We start from the raw sequence: 16,600 nt of genomic DNA on the forward strand, positions 1-16,600 counted from the left end.
ACCTATTGGGCAGATTGGTCTTCAAAAAAAGTAAGCTCCACATCATTCTTAAGCAGACCGAGCTGCTTGGAATAATCAAAATACAATTTAAGTCCTTCTTGCAGCTTGCTCCCGAAATCATATTGAAGCGAATGAAAGTACATCTCCCAATAAGTCGATTCTCCTCCAAGCTGCTTGCAGGCTTGTTCGATAAGCGGACGGAGATGTGTCTTATTATACTGTTTGCTCGCATTCAACGCCTTATATACAGCTTGTACAGCTTCAGGCGCTGCATTTGCCACTTCTTTGCGCGCTGCGACAACAGCATAGGTCATCCCGAGCCCCGTCCATTGATTCCACAACTGTCCTAAATCGATAACATGAAGTCCATGATTCAGCCAAGAAGCATGAATGGCAGGGTCGCCAATAATCAGTGCGGCATCAGAGGTTTCCAGCATTTTCTCAAGAACAGGTTCTGCCGTAACATATTCCGGCTTACATTCAAAGTACATAGCCATTAAAATTTTCAATAAATTTACTGATGTTGCCGATGTCATCGTCATCGAAATGCGTTCTGGCCGCTTGCGTGAAATCGGCTCCTTCATAAACAATAGGATGGAATTCACATTACCGACAGAACCGACGGACAATTCAGGCAGCAGTACATAATCATCGGCATTTTGTCCGTATGAGAAGGACGAAATTGCCGATACGTCTAATTCACCAGCTTGCAGCATTCGGTTTAATTCAGAAGGTACGCGTTTAACGACCTCGAAGCCTTTCCAATCCGCTCGTTCCTCGAACTGATGAAATAGCGGCCATGCGTTCGCGTAATCAATTCTTCCGATGGTGATCGGGCGATTCATGCCCATTCTGTTCATCTCCCCATCTTCTGTACAAATCATGATCGATTGTCATATTATCAAGTATTTTTCCAACTAAAAAGTCAATCATCTCTTCCATGCTTTGCGGTTTGTAATAAAAAGCCGGCATAGCCGGAATCACTCGAACGCCAAGCCGGGCAAGCGTCAGCATGTTTTCCAGATGGATCGCATGCAGCGGCGTTTCTCTTGGCACAATGAGAAGCTTACGATTCTCTTTCAGCATCACATCTGCGGCTCTAGTCATCAAATCATCGGAAATGCCGTGCGAGATCGACGCAAGCGTCCCCATCGAGCACGGCACAATAACCATTCCTTGAACGCGATATGAACCGCTTGCGATGCTTGCACCGATATCCGCATTCGGATGGTACACCAGCCTTTGCTCAGCAACAGCATCGCCAAAGCGCAGCTCAAGCGCAGCCGAGCGACGAGCGGTCTCCCAGCCAAGTTCTTCCTTTATTACTCTCCAGCCTGCTTCAGTCACTACAAGATGAACCTCGTATTCCATAAGCAAAAGAACTTCAATCAGACGTATGCCATAAACAGATCCGCTGGCGCCAGTTATGCCAACAACCCATCGTTTCGTCCAGTCCGACTTGGCAACCGTTTTGATCTCTTCTACCATTGGTGAATGACCAATAAATCAACGATAACAAATAAGAAAAGCACGACGCTTAGCGTTCCATTCATTCCGAAGAACGCCGTTTGAACGCGTGATAAATCATTTGGACGCACCATCCAGTGCTGGTAAAACAACAAGGAAATCGAAATTAGCGTACCAAGCAGATACATCCAACTTAGATCAGTCATCCAAAACAAAGTAACGAAGCCGATTGCCGTAACGACATGCAAGCAGCGCGCTATCCACAGCGCACCAGCAATTCCGAAGCGAGCTGGAATGGAGTATAGACCCGCACCGCGGTCATACTCGAAATCTTGCGTCGCATAAATAATATCAAAGCCGGCAATCCAAAGCGCAACAGTAATATAGAGAATCCAGGCTGCAAGATCAAATTGACCAGTAATAGCTACCCATCCGCCAAGTGGCGAGAGACCGATCGTAAAGCCCAGTACCAGATGACAAAGCCACGTGAAGCGTTTCGTATAGGAATAAAGCACGAGCAGCGCAACCGCGATTGGCATCAATTTCAGCGCAATCGGCGCCAAGTTCGCACTAGCGACAAATAATAAAACGAACGAAACAATAATAAACAGCAATACTTCCGCTGATTTCAATAAACCGGCAGGAAGCGCCCGTTTCTCTGTTCGGGGATTTCGTAAATCAATCGCTTTGTCAATCAAGCGGTTTAAGCTCATTGCCGCGCTTCGGGCTCCGAACATCGCAAGCGTAATCCATCCGATCTCTGCCCATGAAGGCAACCGCTGCTCCATCATAACCGCACCTAGAATAGCACCCATAAAAGCGAAAGGCAATGCAAAAACCGTGTGTTCAAACTTAATCATTTCTAAAATAATACGTAATTTGCGAATCATTGCTATTTCTTCTCCTTTGTCCCCATATGCAGCGCAGCTACTCCGCCAGTAAGAGGATATGCCTTTACCTGTTCAAGACCAGCTTCTACAAACAGCTCTGCAAGCTGCTGCCTTCCGGGGAACATTTTTAGAGATTCAGGGAGCCATTTATATTCTTGAAAGCTTTTGGCGACGACCTTACCCATGACAGGTAATATACGTTCGAAATATAAATTATACATCGCTTTAAATGGCTGCCAGGTTGGTTTAGACACTTCTAAGCATACAACTTGCCCGCCTGGTTTGACGACACGCTGCATCTCCCTCAGCACCTGCAAATAATCAGGCACATTGCGAAGGCCAAAACCTATCGTAACAAAATCGAAGGAATGATCCTCAAAAGGCAAGCTCATTGCATTCCCTTGTACCAAAGTAATCTGTTTGTCCAAGCCCACCTTATTTACTTTCAGAGCACCGACATCCAGCATGTTCTGGCTAAAATCAAGACCGACAACCTTACCAGTCTTGCTTGCGTCAGCTAAAGCAATCGTCCAGTCACAGGTTCCGCAGCAAAGGTCAAGCGCCGTTTGTCCTTCCTGGACGTTCATTTTCTTCATCGTCACCTTCCGCCAAGCCTTATGTCTGCGAAAGCTGATCAAATCGTTCATCAAATCATATTTGGGCGCAATCCGTTCAAATACGCCATGCACATGGCTCTTGGAGTTCGTATCCATTTTAGCAGGTCACCTCGTCTCGTTGAGTGCGGGCGTGTAACCGGTTTGTTCGTGTAACAAGGTATCGACAATTGAAGTCAATTCACCGAGCAACTTGTCCGATTCCAGCTTTCCAGCCGCGGCTTTCACTGAATCTGCTGAGAGCTTCAGCTTCGCCCTAAGTTGGCTGCGCACATTATATTTTTCCGCCAAACCGTGAATAAATGCGCACTCATAGGTACGCATTGTTAGTTGTTGATGCTCTTCATCCGTAGCGACTTGCATGAAGTGCCAATATGCCCAGCCCTGATCGAACCGATCTGAGCTTTCACTTCGTGCGATCTCATCAACCAATACCTCACATCGACTGAGACCATTAAGAACCTCTGACCAAACACGGGAAAGCGTCCCTTCCAGCAGATCAGAGAAAATGTGGAACAGGGTGCTTTTAATTTGTACGGAGTAGCCTAGATAATCTTCTGCTGACAGCTTATTCTGCCTCATCCGAATATAAAGATTGACCTTCAGCCGGTTTACTTCGCTAACCGCGCTGCTGATTTTTGCAATCATTTCAATTTGGCCTGCTTGCGAAAGCAGTTGATAAAATGTCGCGCTAAAGTAATCCCCAGCGAGCACCTTGAGCTGCCTCGAACGCATCTCTGCTTCAGTGCGCTGCTCTTGCTGCGTATCGATTAGATCATGCGTATCCATTCCTAGCTGAACGAGAGATACGACGAGCGTAAAGAGCTCACTGTGTGTCTGTAAAGACTGCTGCTGACTTAGGAAGGCATGCAGCAGGCGCAGCCTTGCATTCGCTAATTCAGGAAGAGCAGTATGCTCTTGGATCATGTCATATTCCACATACTTTTGAGCTATTTCAGGTACACGGTATGTTTTCATTGGGGAAGCCTCCGAACAGAGAAGCGCAAATCGCCGCTCAATAATCTAAACTATTATAGCACAACTTATTCTAAAGAGCATACGATTCAGCCTGCTTGTTCAACAAATTGCAACATACAACCCTATTCCTCCTGCGAAATGAAGGAAGGCTTTACAGTAAATCCCGCTACAGGCCCGAATCGTTCCTCCCACGCTGATGTGAAGCTAACTCTCAGCCTCTCGCGCCACACCTCGTCATGCACCGGATCTGCCTGCGAGAGATGCTGCATTTCGTTGATAAGCCATTCATCCGTTTTCCTGACGTCGACAGCTGCAAGCAGTGCTGGACCATCCGTACGTTCTTCTACCATTCGGATAAGAATACGCTTCACATTCTCCAGTTGCAGGAACGAAACACGTACCAGCTTCTCTACGTCCGCAAACCATAACGCAGGTCTTCCCCCGCTTGTGCTGACCAACATATCTACCGACAATACCCCGTTGCTCCAATCCGCCTTTTTTAAACGCTCATTAAGCTGGATGGCAACAAGTACGTCAACTAAATTGCTATTAGTAAGCCTAACGGCTGGCGAAGCGCGAAAAACAGCAACCTCATCCCGGTTTACCGTATTCTGCCATACTGTATGGGGAAGCCAAGTGAACAATAAAGTTACTGCCAAAGCGGTCGCGCACGCCGCAAACAGTGGTTTTCCGATTTTCATTCTGTACCTCCAATTCAGGGCTCTTTAATAAAACCTGCTATACAGGTCTCTTCATGTGATAAGTCTCTTATCACATTGTACGAGCGGTACAGAATGAATATTCGAAACGCAAGCGCGCAAAAAAAAAAAGCAGGCATCGCCTGCTTGCTCGCTTGATATTACTGGTCGGTTTCCATTGTGCCGTATTTCGTCATAACGACCGCTTTACCGCGAATTTTAATTGCTGAAGTATGATCGGTAAACTGGCAAATTAATATTTCGTTTTTGTCCAACTTTTCCGTATGATGAAATTTCGTGTCCAGTCCGCGTGTTAAACCGATGACTTGCACGCCTTGATCCTTTGCTTTTACGATAATATACTCGCCATGTGTAGGCTCCATCGTTATCCCTCCGCATCCGTATTTCCAAGCTATCCATGTGAATTATAGTGTAAGTATGACGTTTGTGCAATCCATACACGTCTGCCTCCAGACAAAAAACGCTCGAACGGTTTCCCGTCCGAGCGTTTCCAACGCAAAATATAAGCATTAATAAGTTTTCTCCTTATGTAATTGCTTATATTCCGGCACATAACTCGCTTTGTTCTCATCCGTACGGATGGGTTCAATTCGTTTATGCTCTAAGTATGCTTAATTGGATACAAGGTCCTTGAGTGATTTTCCCGGTTTAAAAGCAGGTGTCTTGCTTGCTGCGATCTCGATTGGATCTCCGGTTTGCGGGTTGCGGCCTTTACGGGCTTGACGCTCGCGAACTTCGAAGTTACCAAACCCAACCAATTGCACTTTATCTCCGCTTTGCAGCGCGTCGGAAATAGCATCAAAAACAGCATCAACTGCTTTCGTTGCGTCTTTCTTCGAAAGATCGGTCAATTCAGCTACCTTCGTAATCAAATCTGTTTTGTTCATTGTTTCACCTCCTCCAAAGTGCAGTTCTGCATTAATCTCATGGCTAGCATATAAACGCTCATCTTATCCCTCTTATTAACGGAAAACTTCAAAAATATACCTTTTGACCGAACAAACCTATAGTAATACAGCCGTTTGCCAATTTCAAGTGCTAAGCTTCAATTCCTCCAAAACAAATAAAACCGCTCCCTATTTGGCAGCGGCTTATCTGTATACTAATTTTTTTTACTTACAAGATGATTGCAATCAATCCGCCAGAGCCCTCGTTTATGATTCGTCCAAGCGTCTCTTGCAGCTTGTAGCGTGCATTATCAGGCATCATTGCAATTTTTCCTTGGATGCCTTCACGCACAATGGAATGCAGGGAGCGGCCGAATATATCAGACTCCCAAATTTTGATCGGATCGTTCTCAAAGTCTTGCATTAAGTATCTGACCAGCTCTTCACTTTGCTTCTCCGTTCCGATAATCGGAGCGAATTCCGATTCTACATCGACTCGGATCATATGGATGGACGGTGCTGTAGCCTTCAGTCTAACCCCAAAGCGCGAGCCTTGACGGATTAGCTCCGGCTCATCGAGTGCCATTTCCGCAAGTGTCGGCGCCGCAATGCCGTAACCCGTTGTTTTGACCATCTCGAGCGCTTCCGCAAATCGGTCATACTCCCTTTTGGCATGAGAGAATTCCTGCATCAGCTGAAGCAAGTGGTCCTTGCCCCGAATCTCTACCCCAACGACCTCCATAAGAATGCGGTCATACAGCTCATCTGGCGCATACAAGTCAATCTCCGCGACTCCCTGCCCCATGTTCATGCCGCTAAGGCCTGCCCTGGCAATGAAATCATATTCCATGAACTGAGTAACTACTCGATCGACGTCGCGTAATCGGCGAATATCCTTAACCGTATCGCGAACAGAGCTCTCATAGTTGCTGCGGAGCCAATGATTATCATTCAGCACCATAACCCAGCTCGGCAGATTTACATTAACTTCATGAACAGGGAATTCGTAAAGCACTTCCCGCAGAACGGAGATGACTTCTTCCTCGCCCATGGTCGCCACGCTAAGCGTCATAACCGGGATATCGTATTTCGCTTGCAGCTCATTGCGCAATTGCAGCGCTTCTTCACTCTTAGGGCGAGTGGAGTTAATGACGAGCACAAATGGCTTGCCGACTTCCTTCAACTCGTTGATGACACGCTCTTCTGCTACCACATAGGAGCTGCGCGGAATTTCTGCGATTGAGCCGTCTGTCGTTACAACAACACCGAGTGTCGAATGCTCTTGGATTACTTTTCGTGTTCCAATCTCAGCTGCTTCCTGGAAAGGAATCGGTTCATCAAACCAAGGAGTCGTGATCATACGTGGACCATTTTCGTCCTCATAGCCCTTCGCGCCTTCAACCGCATATCCAACACAATCGACCAATCTCACGTTTACCTCAAGTCCATCGGTAACCCTGAGTTGAACCGCTTGATTCGGAACAAATTTAGGCTCTGTTGTCATAATCGTCTTACCTGCGGCGCTTTGAGGAAGTTCGTCCACGGCTCTCACACGGTCTGATTCATTAGCAATGTTCGGAAGTACAACCGTCTCCATAAACCGTTTAATAAACGTTGATTTGCCCGTCCGGACTGCCCCTACAACCCCGAGGTAAATATCCCCGCCGGTTCTTTCGGCTATGTCCTTGAAAATGTCCACTTTCTCCACTGAATATCCCCTCCCAATTGATTTTTCCGGTTCGCCGCCATCCACCGGTCAATAGGGTAGGCCAGCGACGCAACTCGTACATGCTTTTGGACTAGTAACATCATATGTGCAGGCTTTCCGATTATGACGATTCCTTCTGCGAAAACTTTTTTTTCTTACGCTGCGGGCTTTCCTTCCAAGACTGAGTTATATGAGAAAAAATGCAAATCTATGACCCTTGAAAGCAAAAAAATCCTCTCCCAGACATTCGTCTCGGAAAGGATTAAAGCTGAATTTATTAATAAAACGGCATGTCATATGGCTTTACGGCCTGCGGCTCTTGGTTTACCAAGTGGTATACAGGAGCCTTTACCGGAACAAAGTCTGATCCGTCTACAAGCAGCGCGCGCAAATCAAAATCTGCAGCATAATCTTTTTTGTCGCTTTTTTGAATGTATTGCATGATGTCTATGCCATAGTCGGAATATACGACGCCGTTTTCATCAACGAGAGCCTGCAGGGTTTGCCCTGTAAAAACGCTTCGTATCGTGGGAGCCGACTTATTCATTTCTTTATAATCGATTTGATAAAAACCGGGGTAGGTTTGCTCTCCCTTTGGCAGCACACTGTTCGTCTGAATATAAGTCGTTACCCAATTCTGAATATCGTTAATCTGCTGGAAAGCGAGGATATCCAGCAGCTTTACTCTTGGCGAAGTTTCCTCATCGATGACAAGAAAGCTATAGCTGCCTCCTTTTTCAAATGCAGCAGCTGGGATATCGCTTAAATAGCCTGTCCGACCAAGCTTTGCAAAATCCACATAAAATTTTTCATACTTAGGCGTTTCGGCTGTGCTGTTTTTGATCGGCAGCATGCCTGTCTCTGTTTTGTACTGGTCAATGGCTGCCTGCACGTTGCGGACTGCTTCTTTTGGGGCGGTCTGATTTTGTTTCAGCCGATCCTTAGGATACAAGCAGCCCGTCAATGAAATGAGCATAACGCCAAGCGCAGTTAGCAATGCTAAAAGACGAATGCCACGCAGCGCACCACTCTTTGTATAACCGTTCACTCGAATAACCTCCCTTAAAGGTTTGTGTAACAAACCTTCTTCGTAAGCCTGTGCTTAGGTTTGTATAACAAACCTTCTTCGTAAGATCTTCCTACCACAAATCGTCGTTTTCCTCCGCTTGGCGCGCGAGCTGTCGCGCAACCGCTGCCCGCAGCGGATCTAACGGTATTTCCACGTTCACCTTGCCCGCTACCCTTGCTTGGCAGGAAAGCCTAATATGGTCGCCATCTAAGCCGGATAGCTTACGTTCTTCATTATCCGCAATCGGCAATAGCTCGCTTCCTGGCCGCACTGTGACCTTGCACATGAAGCATGCGGCTTTGCCTCCGCATCGTGTGCGGATAGGTATATTCGCGCGTCTGGCGGCGTCTAGCAGCGTTGTACCCCGTTTAACCTTAACCGTCTTCCCAGATGGCCAAAAGGTTACCTCTCCATCCATCACAAACCACCGGCCTCTCGATTTGATAATATAAGATGGAGACTACGCAACGCCTCTGCTGTGAACGAGTTCTTTGCTTCGATAGCGTGCATTGCACGTCCATGCAGCGCAGGTGCCTCGGCAAAGGCTTGAACGATGAGATCAACACGGTCCATTCGATCACGCAAAAAATTAAACCAAAGCTCATGCGCTAGGGGCACGATGGGCACAGTCACTTCAACATCGCTTAAATAGATATGGTCGGAAAAATCCAGAAGCACCTTCCGCACCATGGTCTCATAGTGGCAGCCGCTTGCCTTCACCTGGAAACCTCCGACCAACTCAACCTGTATATCATGGATGAGGTAATGACTCAGAATAGAGTGGTACATGCCGGTTTCGCTTATTGCCGGTTGGTCAAGCGCATAGGGCTCCAACGCCTTGTGGATCGCATCGATATTCTCTTCGTCGCAATATATATCCAAATCACGCGGCAAGGCTGATAATGGGAAGCCCCGAAGCATAAGGCTGGTGCTTCCGCCTAATACCCATTCCGAAGCACTTGCTTCTGTTGCTTTTTTCACGACGGCCAGCGCGTTATGAATGCGTGCATTTTCGGTCATCGCCGGCACTTCCTTCCACGGCATTAACATTAAAAATATGGCTTATTCGCAGCTGTAATTTTTGCTTTAGCGGTTTTGACGATTGCCTGGCAGCCTAGTCGATAGCCTTCTTCAAACTCCTCCGGCTCAAGGCGATCCCACTCTTCGTCCGTGATGCCTTCAAGCTGGTCCGCACCTTCCGTTATCAAGCAGCGACAACGGGCGCAAGTCCCGCGTGCGCACGAAAAGCTCCAATCAATATTGTGTTTCATTGCAAGATCAAGCAGCGACAAGCCTGCTTCCGCCTCTACGACAGCCGTTTTGGTTCTACCCTTTAATTCAATCATTGTATGTCTAAATCTCCATTTCCGTTAGTAATCTATTGTCCCTATGTAGATCCAGTTAAATAATGGATATTAGTCCGCAAATAAATCCGATTATCAAAATAAAAAAAGCAATGAGTGACAGTACGAATTTCAAAGCGCCCTTCGTTTTCATACGGGCAAACGTAATTAAAAGGGCCGCAATCGCCATCATCCCAATGCCGAAAAGCGAAACCCACATTTTTGTCATTGCATCCATAGTAATTCCATTCTCCTAATCTATATCATAATGAATTCTCATCCATTATAACATCGCATAAAAAAAAGGACAAAAGCTGACAGGACGCTGCACCGAATGATAAAATTCGGGTCGCCTATCGCTTTTGCCAAAACTGCGCTTTATTTTTTGATCATCATTTTCATCAGCGTTTCCATATTGCTTGCGTTCATGCCACTAGCTTTTACAGCCTTCACGATTTCATTGACGGTCGAATCAGCAACCTTAACCTTTGCCATTTCTGACACCTGCTTGATCAGCTTGCGAAGCTCCGCTTCGTCCTTCATCGTTTCTGGTGTAACGCCGCTAGCCAGCTTTTTGACAGAACTCTCGGAAATACCTTTGCCGGTTTTTTTGTTTATCGAGTTGAGAATATCTTTGGAAAAATCCTTCGCCATATCCTACACCTCCAGGATGCGCAAGTGTCTTGCTCCATGCATCATATGAGAAGGGCAGATGTTTGGTGTAGGCGCTGGTCCTTAGCCTAGATCCTCAATTTCATGTGTCTTGAGCCTGCCCATTAAATGTTCAACGGCAGTCCTTGGCGCTTTGTTCGCGAATAATACCTCATACAGCTGAAACGTTATCGGCATTTCAACCTCATATTGTTTCGCTAAATCATAAGCGGCGCGGGTGGTTCTAACGCCCTCCACGACCATCCCCATGCGGCTAAGCACCTCATCGAGCGGCGTTCCGTCGGCAAGCATGTAACCCGCGCGCCAGTTGCGACTGTGCTTGCTTGTACAGGTAACGACGAGATCGCCTACGCCTGCAAGTCCGGCAAAAGTGAGCGGATTCGCCCCCATAGCTGTGCCCAACCTGCCGATTTCAGCCAGCCCGCGCGTAAGCAAAGCAGCCTTTGCGTTATCTCCGAATTGCAGTCCGTCGGTCAAACCCGCTCCCAAAGCAATAATGTTCTTGATTGCTCCGGCAACCTCTACACCAACGACATCAGGATTCGTATACACACGGAAATCCGTATTCATCAAAGCATCTTGTGCTTGCTCCGCTGCTTCAATGTTTGCTGACGCAACAACAACCGTTGTTGGCTGCTTCAGGATGACTTCTTCCGCGTGACTAGGACCTGAGAGCACGACCAGTTGATCTAGCGAGCGGTTGAGCTCTTCCGAGAGCACAGCTGTCATCCTCTTCAGCGTATCCGTCTCAAAGCCTTTCGTTGCATGCACCACGAGCGTTTCGCTGGACAAATAAGGTGCAGCTTGCCTTGCCACCTCGCGCATCGCGCCAGATGGCGCTACGAATAAGGCTAGCTCGGCATCCTGCAGCGCATACTCGATATCGGTGGTTGCATGAATAAGCTCCGGCAGCTGGACATCCGGCAGAAACTTGCTGTTTACACGGTTGCGGTTAATATCCTCCGCTTGTTCCTTATTGCGCGTCCATAGCCGTACCTGATAGCCATTATTTGCGAGTACGGAAGCAAGCGCAGTGCCCCAGCTCCCCGCAACGAGCACGGCTGCAAATTTCTGTTTTTCTCCACTCTGGTTTGTCATGCGACGCTCACTATCCTTTCTTAGCACCTAGCTTATTTTCCGTTCCTTGAAACAGCTTTACGATATTCGTCCGATGGCGTACGAAAGCAAATATACAGATCAGAAGACTTGCACAAAGTAAAGGTACGGAAAAATAAAAGATGGAAATGAATAATGGCGTTAAAGCCGCAAACAATAACGATCCCAAAGATACGTATCGGGTTATAGCGATCGTTGCAATCGCAACTACACCTGCACAGAGAGCAGGGATGAACGCAAGCGTGGCAATAACGCCAACTGTCGTAGCAATTCCTTTGCCGCCTTTAAACCGAAACCATATCGGCCAATTATGACCAACGATGGCTGCCAGTCCGCATAGAACCGGAATCCAGTCATTTTCGCCTAGGCCGTGCCCGATCCAAACAGCAGCAACGCCTTTTGCGATATCAAGTACAAACACGAGTAAGCCCGGCCCTTTGCCGAGCACCCGCAATGTATTCGTTGCCCCTGCATTGCCGCTGCCATGCTGACGGATATCGATGCCTTTAACCCATTTTGCAATAACGATACTGAAAGAAACTGAACCTAACAAATAGCTTAAAGCAATCGCGATTACTCCATATAACAAGCTACTCTCCCCTAATCTTCCTCGGACTTACGACGCGAGAATATTCGTATTGGCGTCCCTTCAAAATTAAATGCTGCACGGATTTTATTTTCCAAATAACGCTCATACGAGAAATGCATGATTTCCGGATCGTTCACAAATACAACGATCGTCGGCGGCTTGGTCGCAACCTGCGTAACATAATTGATGCGCAGACGTTTGCCTTTGTCGGATGGCGGCGGATTAATCGCCACAGCGTCCGAAACGACATCATTAAGAAGATGCGTCTGAATACGCATGGCATGCTGCTCCGATACATGCTTAACGACAGGCAGCAGCTTTTGTAAGCGCTGTTTCGTCAAAGCAGATAGATAAACAATTGGGGCATAAGACATAAACAAGAAATGATCGCGGATATTTTGCGAGAAAACTTGCATCGTCTTCTCGTCTTTCTCGACGACATCCCACTTGTTCACAACAAATATCGAGGCTTTTCCTGCTTCATGGGCATAACCTGCGATATGCTTGTCCTGCTCAATAATGCCTTCTTCCCCGTTTATCAACACAAGAACCACATCCGCGCGCTCGATCGCTTTCATCGCACGCATTACGCTGTACTTCTCCGTTGATTCATACACCTTGCCGCGCTTGCGCATACCAGCCGTATCGATTAATACGTACCGTTGGCCGTCACGTTCAAAAGGCGTATCGATTGCATCGCGTGTCGTACCTGCTACATTGCTTACAATTACACGGTCCTCGCCAAGAAGCGCATTAACGAGCGAGGATTTACCAACGTTAGGCCGTCCAATCAATGCAACGCGAATAACATCCTCATCATAGCCGTCATCCGTTTGCTCCGGCAGCAGCTCAACAGCGGCGTCAAGCAAATCGCCGATGCCTAAACCATGTGAACCGGAAATTGCAATAGGCTGACCGAAGCCGAGCCCATAAAACTCATAAACCTCGTCCATACGGCCATGATTATCAACTTTATTAACTGCAAGTACAACAGGCTTGCCTGAACGGAACAGCATTTGAGCTACTTCATCATCCGCGTGCGTCAAGCCGGTCTTCGCATCGGCCATAAAGATAATCACATCAGCCTCTTCAATAGCGAGTTCAGCCTGCATACGAACAGATTTCATGATTTCATCTTCACCATCAATTTCAATACCGCCAGTATCAATAATGCTGAACGGTTTTCCATTCCACTCTCCGGTGCCGTAAAGTCTGTCACGCGTGACACCCGGTTTATCCTCAACAATTGCTAGACGGTCGCCGATGACCCTATTGAAAATCGTGGATTTACCCACATTCGGACGACCGACGATAGCGATAACGGGTCTTGCCATAGTTTGTTTTCCACTCCTTCAAAAATACTCACGTTAACCATCATAGCAAAAAAGTGCGTTCTTGGCTAACTTTTCTATTATCGGTGATTCACTAGGATTATTGTACCATTCTTCAAATCATGCGCGCTTGCATCCAATATCTTCTCGAGGAGGAACGAGGTTTCCTCCAGCTTGTCCGCACTTTCTACTAGGAAAATGGGAGCGCCTCCTCCTACAGTTTCCGGCTTCATCGATACGACGGCGACAATCTTAGCCATTATCGCTTGCCCCTTTCTTATTGACAGATGCTTCCGTAGGCATGCGAACGGCCGACTCTAATATCGGTACTCGCATAATGACTTGCTTTCCTTTGTCCGCATCCATTTCCTGGGGCAAAATAAATACAGCCAAGCGGCCATCCTTCATATCAAGCTTGGCCATTGGTATTAATGCCGGTTCCCCGTCATCCCGGTACACACCTAATATCGTAGCCATATCATAAAGAATGGCTTGACGTTGTCCCAGATTGCTTATGGTTACTTTTCCGTTTGAATTGTAGGGCGTCAAAATAAAACCCATTCCCCGTTCAGCGATAATTTCTTGATTGGCTTTTAGCCCCACGTTCATAATATAAATATCTCCTACGAACAAATCAGGACCATCGACTCTAACTTCCGCAGATTGAACAGCAGCGATATGAGAAACGGCCTTGCCTGATTTCAGCTTTTCGACAAGCAGCAGCGATAAAATACCGGCAAGAATACCTATCCAGATATTCAACATAATGCTAAATAAGCTTGTCAGCAAAGCAGTCATGATCACTAAGTAATTCCGACCTTCAAATACCATGGCTATTCCTTCGATATAGGTTGATCCCCGCCCAACCAATTCCATACTGTCTATTTTAGTCAATGTTTCGCGTTCCATCTTACGAACATCTCTAAACTGCTGTGCAGCAAGTGAAAGGAAGGTGATTGCCGTATAGTCCTTATTAAACAATGCGGGGACGGCTACAGCGCCTAATGCCGCTGCGATAACACCTAATGAAATATGGATGATACGACCATGCGGATATGTCGGATACTGTCGATAATCAGTTCTAAGCATTAGCAAGCGCGAAATAATTCCGAAAGTGATACCTAACAAAACGCCAACCAAAAACTTATTTTGGACGAGATAATGCTGCATTATGAAGAACGTCCTCCCTTAATATGCCATAGCTTTACGCTAAGCTTCGATGCACCCGTACGAATCGCTCTGAGGAGCAAGCTAAACACCCTGGCTGTCGCAAGAGCAATCCAAAAGCTGTCCCACCAGCTTGATTGACCAATATGAGCCGTATATGCACCGGATTGAAGGACTGTATTTAACGTTTCACCAAGCACCGCTCCCCAAACCATCATTCCAAATTGATGTTTTACCTGAGAGGTAAAAGCCCCGCAAAATATTCCAGCTAACAATGGTGCATCCCAATTTGGACCTATCCAATAAAATACAGGATCATAGCTATACATCTTGCGAATGAATCCCCAAATGATTGAGATCATAAGGGTGCACAAAATCAAATAGCCAAAATAGCTCCTTGCCTCGGACGCTCTATTCGACATCAACACTCCAATCACAAGCATCAAACAAACGCTCATATGGATTTCAAGTCGAATGAACTCGGGAAATGGCGACCACCACAGCGGGAAAACGAGCAGCATAACCATAAAGATTCCTAGAAGCGCCATCATGCGGCTGCTTATTTCCGGAGCTAAATAGGTCTTCCAACCTGTCGCGATTAGAATGAAAGTTATCATCATAATCCAAATCGACATAAAACCGGGATTCACGTTATATCACCTCTTGTACCCCCTATTATGCACCAAAAAAAAAGAGCTATTCCTGCGACAGATCGCAGAAACAGCTCTTTTTTATATAAAAAATTATTATTTAAGATTTTTAAGCTTATCGCCAAAACGCTCTGCAAGAGAATAGCTCATGCTTTCATTGCTCAAGCTAACATTCGGATTATCGATTTTTTCGATTTTTGGCGAACGAGGAGCTCTATCCGGTCTTGCGCTTGGAGCAGCTTGTTCAGGAGCTTCTTCTGTTTCTTTAATGCTTAGGCTAACGCGTTTTTCAGCAGGGTTGAAGTCAAGAACTTTCGCTTGTACTTCTTGGCCTTCTTGAAGAACCTCGTTAGGAGTCGCAATGTGACGGTGAGCGATTTGGGAAATGTGAACAAGTCCTTCAACGCCAGGAGCAATTTCAACGAAAGCTCCGAATGGAACGAGACGGCGAACTGTACCTGTTACGATATCACCAATTGCAAATTGACCGCCTGCAGAATCCCAAGGACCTGGTTGCGCAGCTTTCAGGCTGAGGCTGATTTTGCCAGCAGCTGGATCAACTTTAAGTACTTTAACACGAACAGCTTGACCTTCAGAAACAACATCCTTCGGATGTGCTACATGCTGCCATGAAAGCTCGGATACGTGAACAAGACCGTCAATACCGCCGATATCAACAAACGCACCGAACGGTGTAAGACGTTGAACAGTACCTTCAAGTTCTTGACCAACTTCAAGCGCTGCAATCACTTGCTTCTTGCTTTGCTCGAATTCAGCGTCAAGCACTTCTTTTTGAGAAAGAATGACTTTGTTGTTTTCACGGTCGATTTCTTTAACCTTCACGCGAAGCGTGCGGCCTTTGTAATCGGAGAAATCTTCAACAAAGTGACGCTCAACCATAGAAGCAGGAATAAATCCGCGAACGCCAACATCGGCAACGAGGCCGCCTTTAACAACATCAGCAACAGCAACTTCAAATACTTCGCCGTTGTCAAAGCGTTCTTGAAGAAGATCCCATGCTTTCTCGCCGTCAACTTGACGCTTCGAAAGAACAAGCTTTTCTTTCTCGTCGTCGATGCTAACCACTTTAAGCTCAACCTCTTGACCGATTTGAACAGCATCCGTAGCGTTTTCAATCTGCACCGCAGAAAGCTCGCGAATCGGAATAACACCGTCATATTTATATCCAAGGCTTACATAAGCTTGGTTATCTTCGATTTTGACGATCGTACCTTTAACGGAATCGCCTTTTTTCAAAGACACGAAATTATCCAAAGCGTCTTGGCTTACTTCTTCCGCCACGGATTCTTGCACATTAGTTTCTTCTGACATTGAAATAACCTCCTCAGTTCATACCCCAACTTTATTTAAATCCGCAAGCGCCTAGAGCGAGAGCAGCA

Annotated in this window: 22 protein-coding genes; all 22 read right to left on the reverse strand. The window is 46.6% G+C overall.

The genetic code is table 11. The features are described 5' to 3' along the window. Positions 1-2 precede the first annotated feature (2 nt). The 22 genes from RCO25_RS13245 to rpsA all read right to left on the reverse strand — a co-directional run bounded on the left by RCO25_RS13245 (position 3) and on the right by rpsA (position 16,532). Complete coding sequence (locus tag RCO25_RS13245; protein ID WP_308996623.1) at positions 3-851, reverse strand: menaquinone biosynthetic enzyme MqnA/MqnD family protein; 849 nt, start codon at positions 849-851, stop codon at positions 3-5. Beyond that, positions 814-1,488 carry a UbiX family flavin prenyltransferase gene (locus RCO25_RS13250; protein WP_308996624.1) on the reverse strand — a complete coding sequence of 225 codons (675 nt, stop codon included), beginning with the start codon at positions 1,486-1,488 and terminating at the stop codon, positions 814-816. The genes RCO25_RS13245 and RCO25_RS13250 overlap by 38 nt, the downstream gene beginning before the upstream one ends. Further along, the gene (locus tag RCO25_RS13255; RefSeq protein ID WP_308996625.1) at positions 1,482-2,357 is read right to left on the reverse strand and encodes a UbiA-like polyprenyltransferase; all 876 of its coding nucleotides are present in this window, start codon (positions 2,355-2,357) and stop codon (positions 1,482-1,484) included. Before RCO25_RS13255 ends, RCO25_RS13250 begins: the two co-directional genes overlap by 7 nt. 2 nt (positions 2,358-2,359) lie before the next feature. Continuing rightward, positions 2,360-3,070, reverse strand: a complete 711-nt coding sequence (locus RCO25_RS13260; protein ID WP_308996626.1) for a demethylmenaquinone methyltransferase — start codon at positions 3,068-3,070, stop codon at positions 2,360-2,362. Positions 3,071-3,079: 9 nt separating this feature from the next. After that, positions 3,080-3,949: a heptaprenyl diphosphate synthase component 1 gene (locus RCO25_RS13265; protein ID WP_308996627.1), complete on the reverse strand. Its 870-nt coding sequence runs from the start codon at positions 3,947-3,949 to the stop codon at positions 3,080-3,082. A gap of 122 nt (positions 3,950-4,071) precedes the next feature. Further along, positions 4,072-4,650 carry a hypothetical protein gene (locus RCO25_RS13270; protein ID WP_308996628.1) on the reverse strand — a complete coding sequence of 193 codons (579 nt, stop codon included), beginning with the start codon at positions 4,648-4,650 and terminating at the stop codon, positions 4,072-4,074. A 158-nt stretch (positions 4,651-4,808) separates the two neighbouring features. Further along, entirely contained in the window at positions 4,809-5,030 is a 222-nt protein-coding gene (gene mtrB / locus RCO25_RS13275) for a trp RNA-binding attenuation protein MtrB (RefSeq protein ID WP_308996629.1), read from the reverse strand. Between the two features lie 249 nt (positions 5,031-5,279). Further along, positions 5,280-5,555 carry an HU family DNA-binding protein gene (locus RCO25_RS13280; protein WP_053376669.1) on the reverse strand — a complete coding sequence of 92 codons (276 nt, stop codon included), beginning with the start codon at positions 5,553-5,555 and terminating at the stop codon, positions 5,280-5,282. Between the two features lie 229 nt (positions 5,556-5,784). After that, the gene (gene spoIVA / locus RCO25_RS13285; protein ID WP_308996630.1) at positions 5,785-7,263 is read right to left on the reverse strand and encodes a stage IV sporulation protein A; all 1,479 of its coding nucleotides are present in this window, start codon (positions 7,261-7,263) and stop codon (positions 5,785-5,787) included. 277 nt (positions 7,264-7,540) lie between these two features. Then, a complete protein-coding gene (locus RCO25_RS13290) occupies positions 7,541-8,311 on the reverse strand; it encodes a hypothetical protein (RefSeq protein ID WP_308996631.1) in 771 nt (256 codons plus the stop codon). A gap of 91 nt (positions 8,312-8,402) precedes the next feature. Continuing rightward, positions 8,403-8,750: a 2Fe-2S iron-sulfur cluster-binding protein gene (locus RCO25_RS13295; RefSeq protein WP_308996632.1), complete on the reverse strand. Its 348-nt coding sequence runs from the start codon at positions 8,748-8,750 to the stop codon at positions 8,403-8,405. Beyond that, complete coding sequence (locus RCO25_RS13300; RefSeq protein WP_308996633.1) at positions 8,750-9,352, reverse strand: nucleotidyltransferase family protein; 603 nt, start codon at positions 9,350-9,352, stop codon at positions 8,750-8,752. Before RCO25_RS13300 ends, RCO25_RS13295 begins: the two co-directional genes overlap by 1 nt. 29 nt (positions 9,353-9,381) lie before the next feature. Continuing rightward, positions 9,382-9,678, reverse strand: coding sequence for a 2Fe-2S iron-sulfur cluster-binding protein (locus tag RCO25_RS13305; protein WP_308996634.1), 297 nt, complete (start codon positions 9,676-9,678; stop codon positions 9,382-9,384). A gap of 55 nt (positions 9,679-9,733) precedes the next feature. Beyond that, on the reverse strand, positions 9,734-9,913 hold the full coding sequence (locus RCO25_RS13310) for a DUF2768 family protein (RefSeq protein ID WP_183567793.1): 180 nt from the start codon (positions 9,911-9,913) through the stop codon (positions 9,734-9,736). Between the two features lie 140 nt (positions 9,914-10,053). Continuing rightward, the gene (locus tag RCO25_RS13315) at positions 10,054-10,329 is read right to left on the reverse strand and encodes a stage VI sporulation protein F (protein WP_308996635.1); all 276 of its coding nucleotides are present in this window, start codon (positions 10,327-10,329) and stop codon (positions 10,054-10,056) included. An 81-nt stretch (positions 10,330-10,410) separates the two neighbouring features. Continuing rightward, the gene (locus tag RCO25_RS13320) at positions 10,411-11,445 is read right to left on the reverse strand and encodes an NAD(P)H-dependent glycerol-3-phosphate dehydrogenase (protein WP_308996636.1); all 1,035 of its coding nucleotides are present in this window, start codon (positions 11,443-11,445) and stop codon (positions 10,411-10,413) included. A 10-nt stretch (positions 11,446-11,455) separates the two neighbouring features. Continuing rightward, complete coding sequence (plsY, locus tag RCO25_RS13325; protein WP_308996637.1) at positions 11,456-12,052, reverse strand: glycerol-3-phosphate 1-O-acyltransferase PlsY; 597 nt, start codon at positions 12,050-12,052, stop codon at positions 11,456-11,458. Positions 12,053-12,063: 11 nt separating this feature from the next. Further along, positions 12,064-13,386 carry a ribosome biogenesis GTPase Der gene (der, locus tag RCO25_RS13330; RefSeq protein ID WP_308996638.1) on the reverse strand — a complete coding sequence of 441 codons (1,323 nt, stop codon included), beginning with the start codon at positions 13,384-13,386 and terminating at the stop codon, positions 12,064-12,066. Between the two features lie 77 nt (positions 13,387-13,463). Continuing rightward, positions 13,464-13,643, reverse strand: a complete 180-nt coding sequence (locus RCO25_RS13335; protein ID WP_308996639.1) for a capping complex subunit for YIEGIA — start codon at positions 13,641-13,643, stop codon at positions 13,464-13,466. Beyond that, entirely contained in the window at positions 13,636-14,553 is a 918-nt protein-coding gene (locus RCO25_RS13340; RefSeq protein ID WP_308996640.1) for a YIEGIA family protein, read from the reverse strand. Before RCO25_RS13340 ends, RCO25_RS13335 begins: the two co-directional genes overlap by 8 nt. Next, positions 14,553-15,200 carry a YphA family membrane protein gene (locus RCO25_RS13345; protein ID WP_308996641.1) on the reverse strand — a complete coding sequence of 216 codons (648 nt, stop codon included), beginning with the start codon at positions 15,198-15,200 and terminating at the stop codon, positions 14,553-14,555. The genes RCO25_RS13340 and RCO25_RS13345 overlap by 1 nt, the downstream gene beginning before the upstream one ends. Positions 15,201-15,296: 96 nt before the next feature. Then, the gene (rpsA, locus tag RCO25_RS13350; RefSeq protein ID WP_308996642.1) at positions 15,297-16,532 is read right to left on the reverse strand and encodes a 30S ribosomal protein S1; all 1,236 of its coding nucleotides are present in this window, start codon (positions 16,530-16,532) and stop codon (positions 15,297-15,299) included. Positions 16,533-16,600 lie beyond the last annotated feature (68 nt).

This window comes from Paenibacillus sp. LHD-38, assembly GCF_031157315.1.
In the GTDB taxonomy this organism is placed as follows: domain Bacteria; phylum Bacillota; class Bacilli; order Paenibacillales; family Paenibacillaceae; genus Pristimantibacillus.

Bases quoted from the DNA above. Each gene is read 5' to 3' on its own strand.
- RCO25_RS13270 (WP_308996628.1), bottom strand. From the start codon at position 4,650: ATGAAAATCGGAAAACCACTGTTTGCGGCGTGCGCGACCGCTTTGGCA.
- RCO25_RS13300 (WP_308996633.1), bottom strand. From the start codon at position 9,352: ATGACCGAAAATGCACGCATTCATAACGCGCTGGCCGTCGTGAAAAAA.
- mtrB (WP_308996629.1), bottom strand. From the start codon at position 5,030: ATGGAGCCTACACATGGCGAGTATATTATCGTAAAAGCAAAGGATCAA.
- RCO25_RS13340 (WP_308996640.1), bottom strand. From the start codon at position 14,553: ATGCAGCATTATCTCGTCCAAAATAAGTTTTTGGTTGGCGTTTTGTTA.
- RCO25_RS13260 (WP_308996626.1), bottom strand. From the start codon at position 3,070: ATGGATACGAACTCCAAGAGCCATGTGCATGGCGTATTTGAACGGATT.
- RCO25_RS13315 (WP_308996635.1), bottom strand. From the start codon at position 10,329: ATGGCGAAGGATTTTTCCAAAGATATTCTCAACTCGATAAACAAAAAA.
- RCO25_RS13335 (WP_308996639.1), bottom strand. From the start codon at position 13,643: ATGGCTAAGATTGTCGCCGTCGTATCGATGAAGCCGGAAACTGTAGGA.
- der (WP_308996638.1), bottom strand. From the start codon at position 13,386: ATGGCAAGACCCGTTATCGCTATCGTCGGTCGTCCGAATGTGGGTAAA.
- RCO25_RS13305 (WP_308996634.1), bottom strand. From the start codon at position 9,678: ATGATTGAATTAAAGGGTAGAACCAAAACGGCTGTCGTAGAGGCGGAA.
- RCO25_RS13310 (WP_183567793.1), bottom strand. From the start codon at position 9,913: ATGGATGCAATGACAAAAATGTGGGTTTCGCTTTTCGGCATTGGGATG.
- RCO25_RS13255 (WP_308996625.1), bottom strand. From the start codon at position 2,357: ATGATTCGCAAATTACGTATTATTTTAGAAATGATTAAGTTTGAACAC.
- RCO25_RS13265 (WP_308996627.1), bottom strand. From the start codon at position 3,949: ATGAAAACATACCGTGTACCTGAAATAGCTCAAAAGTATGTGGAATAT.
- rpsA (WP_308996642.1), bottom strand. From the start codon at position 16,532: ATGTCAGAAGAAACTAATGTGCAAGAATCCGTGGCGGAAGAAGTAAGC.
- RCO25_RS13245 (WP_308996623.1), bottom strand. From the start codon at position 851: ATGGGCATGAATCGCCCGATCACCATCGGAAGAATTGATTACGCGAAC.
- RCO25_RS13250 (WP_308996624.1), bottom strand. From the start codon at position 1,488: ATGGTAGAAGAGATCAAAACGGTTGCCAAGTCGGACTGGACGAAACGA.
- RCO25_RS13295 (WP_308996632.1), bottom strand. From the start codon at position 8,750: ATGGATGGAGAGGTAACCTTTTGGCCATCTGGGAAGACGGTTAAGGTT.
- RCO25_RS13280 (WP_053376669.1), bottom strand. From the start codon at position 5,555: ATGAACAAAACAGATTTGATTACGAAGGTAGCTGAATTGACCGATCTT.
- RCO25_RS13320 (WP_308996636.1), bottom strand. From the start codon at position 11,445: ATGACAAACCAGAGTGGAGAAAAACAGAAATTTGCAGCCGTGCTCGTT.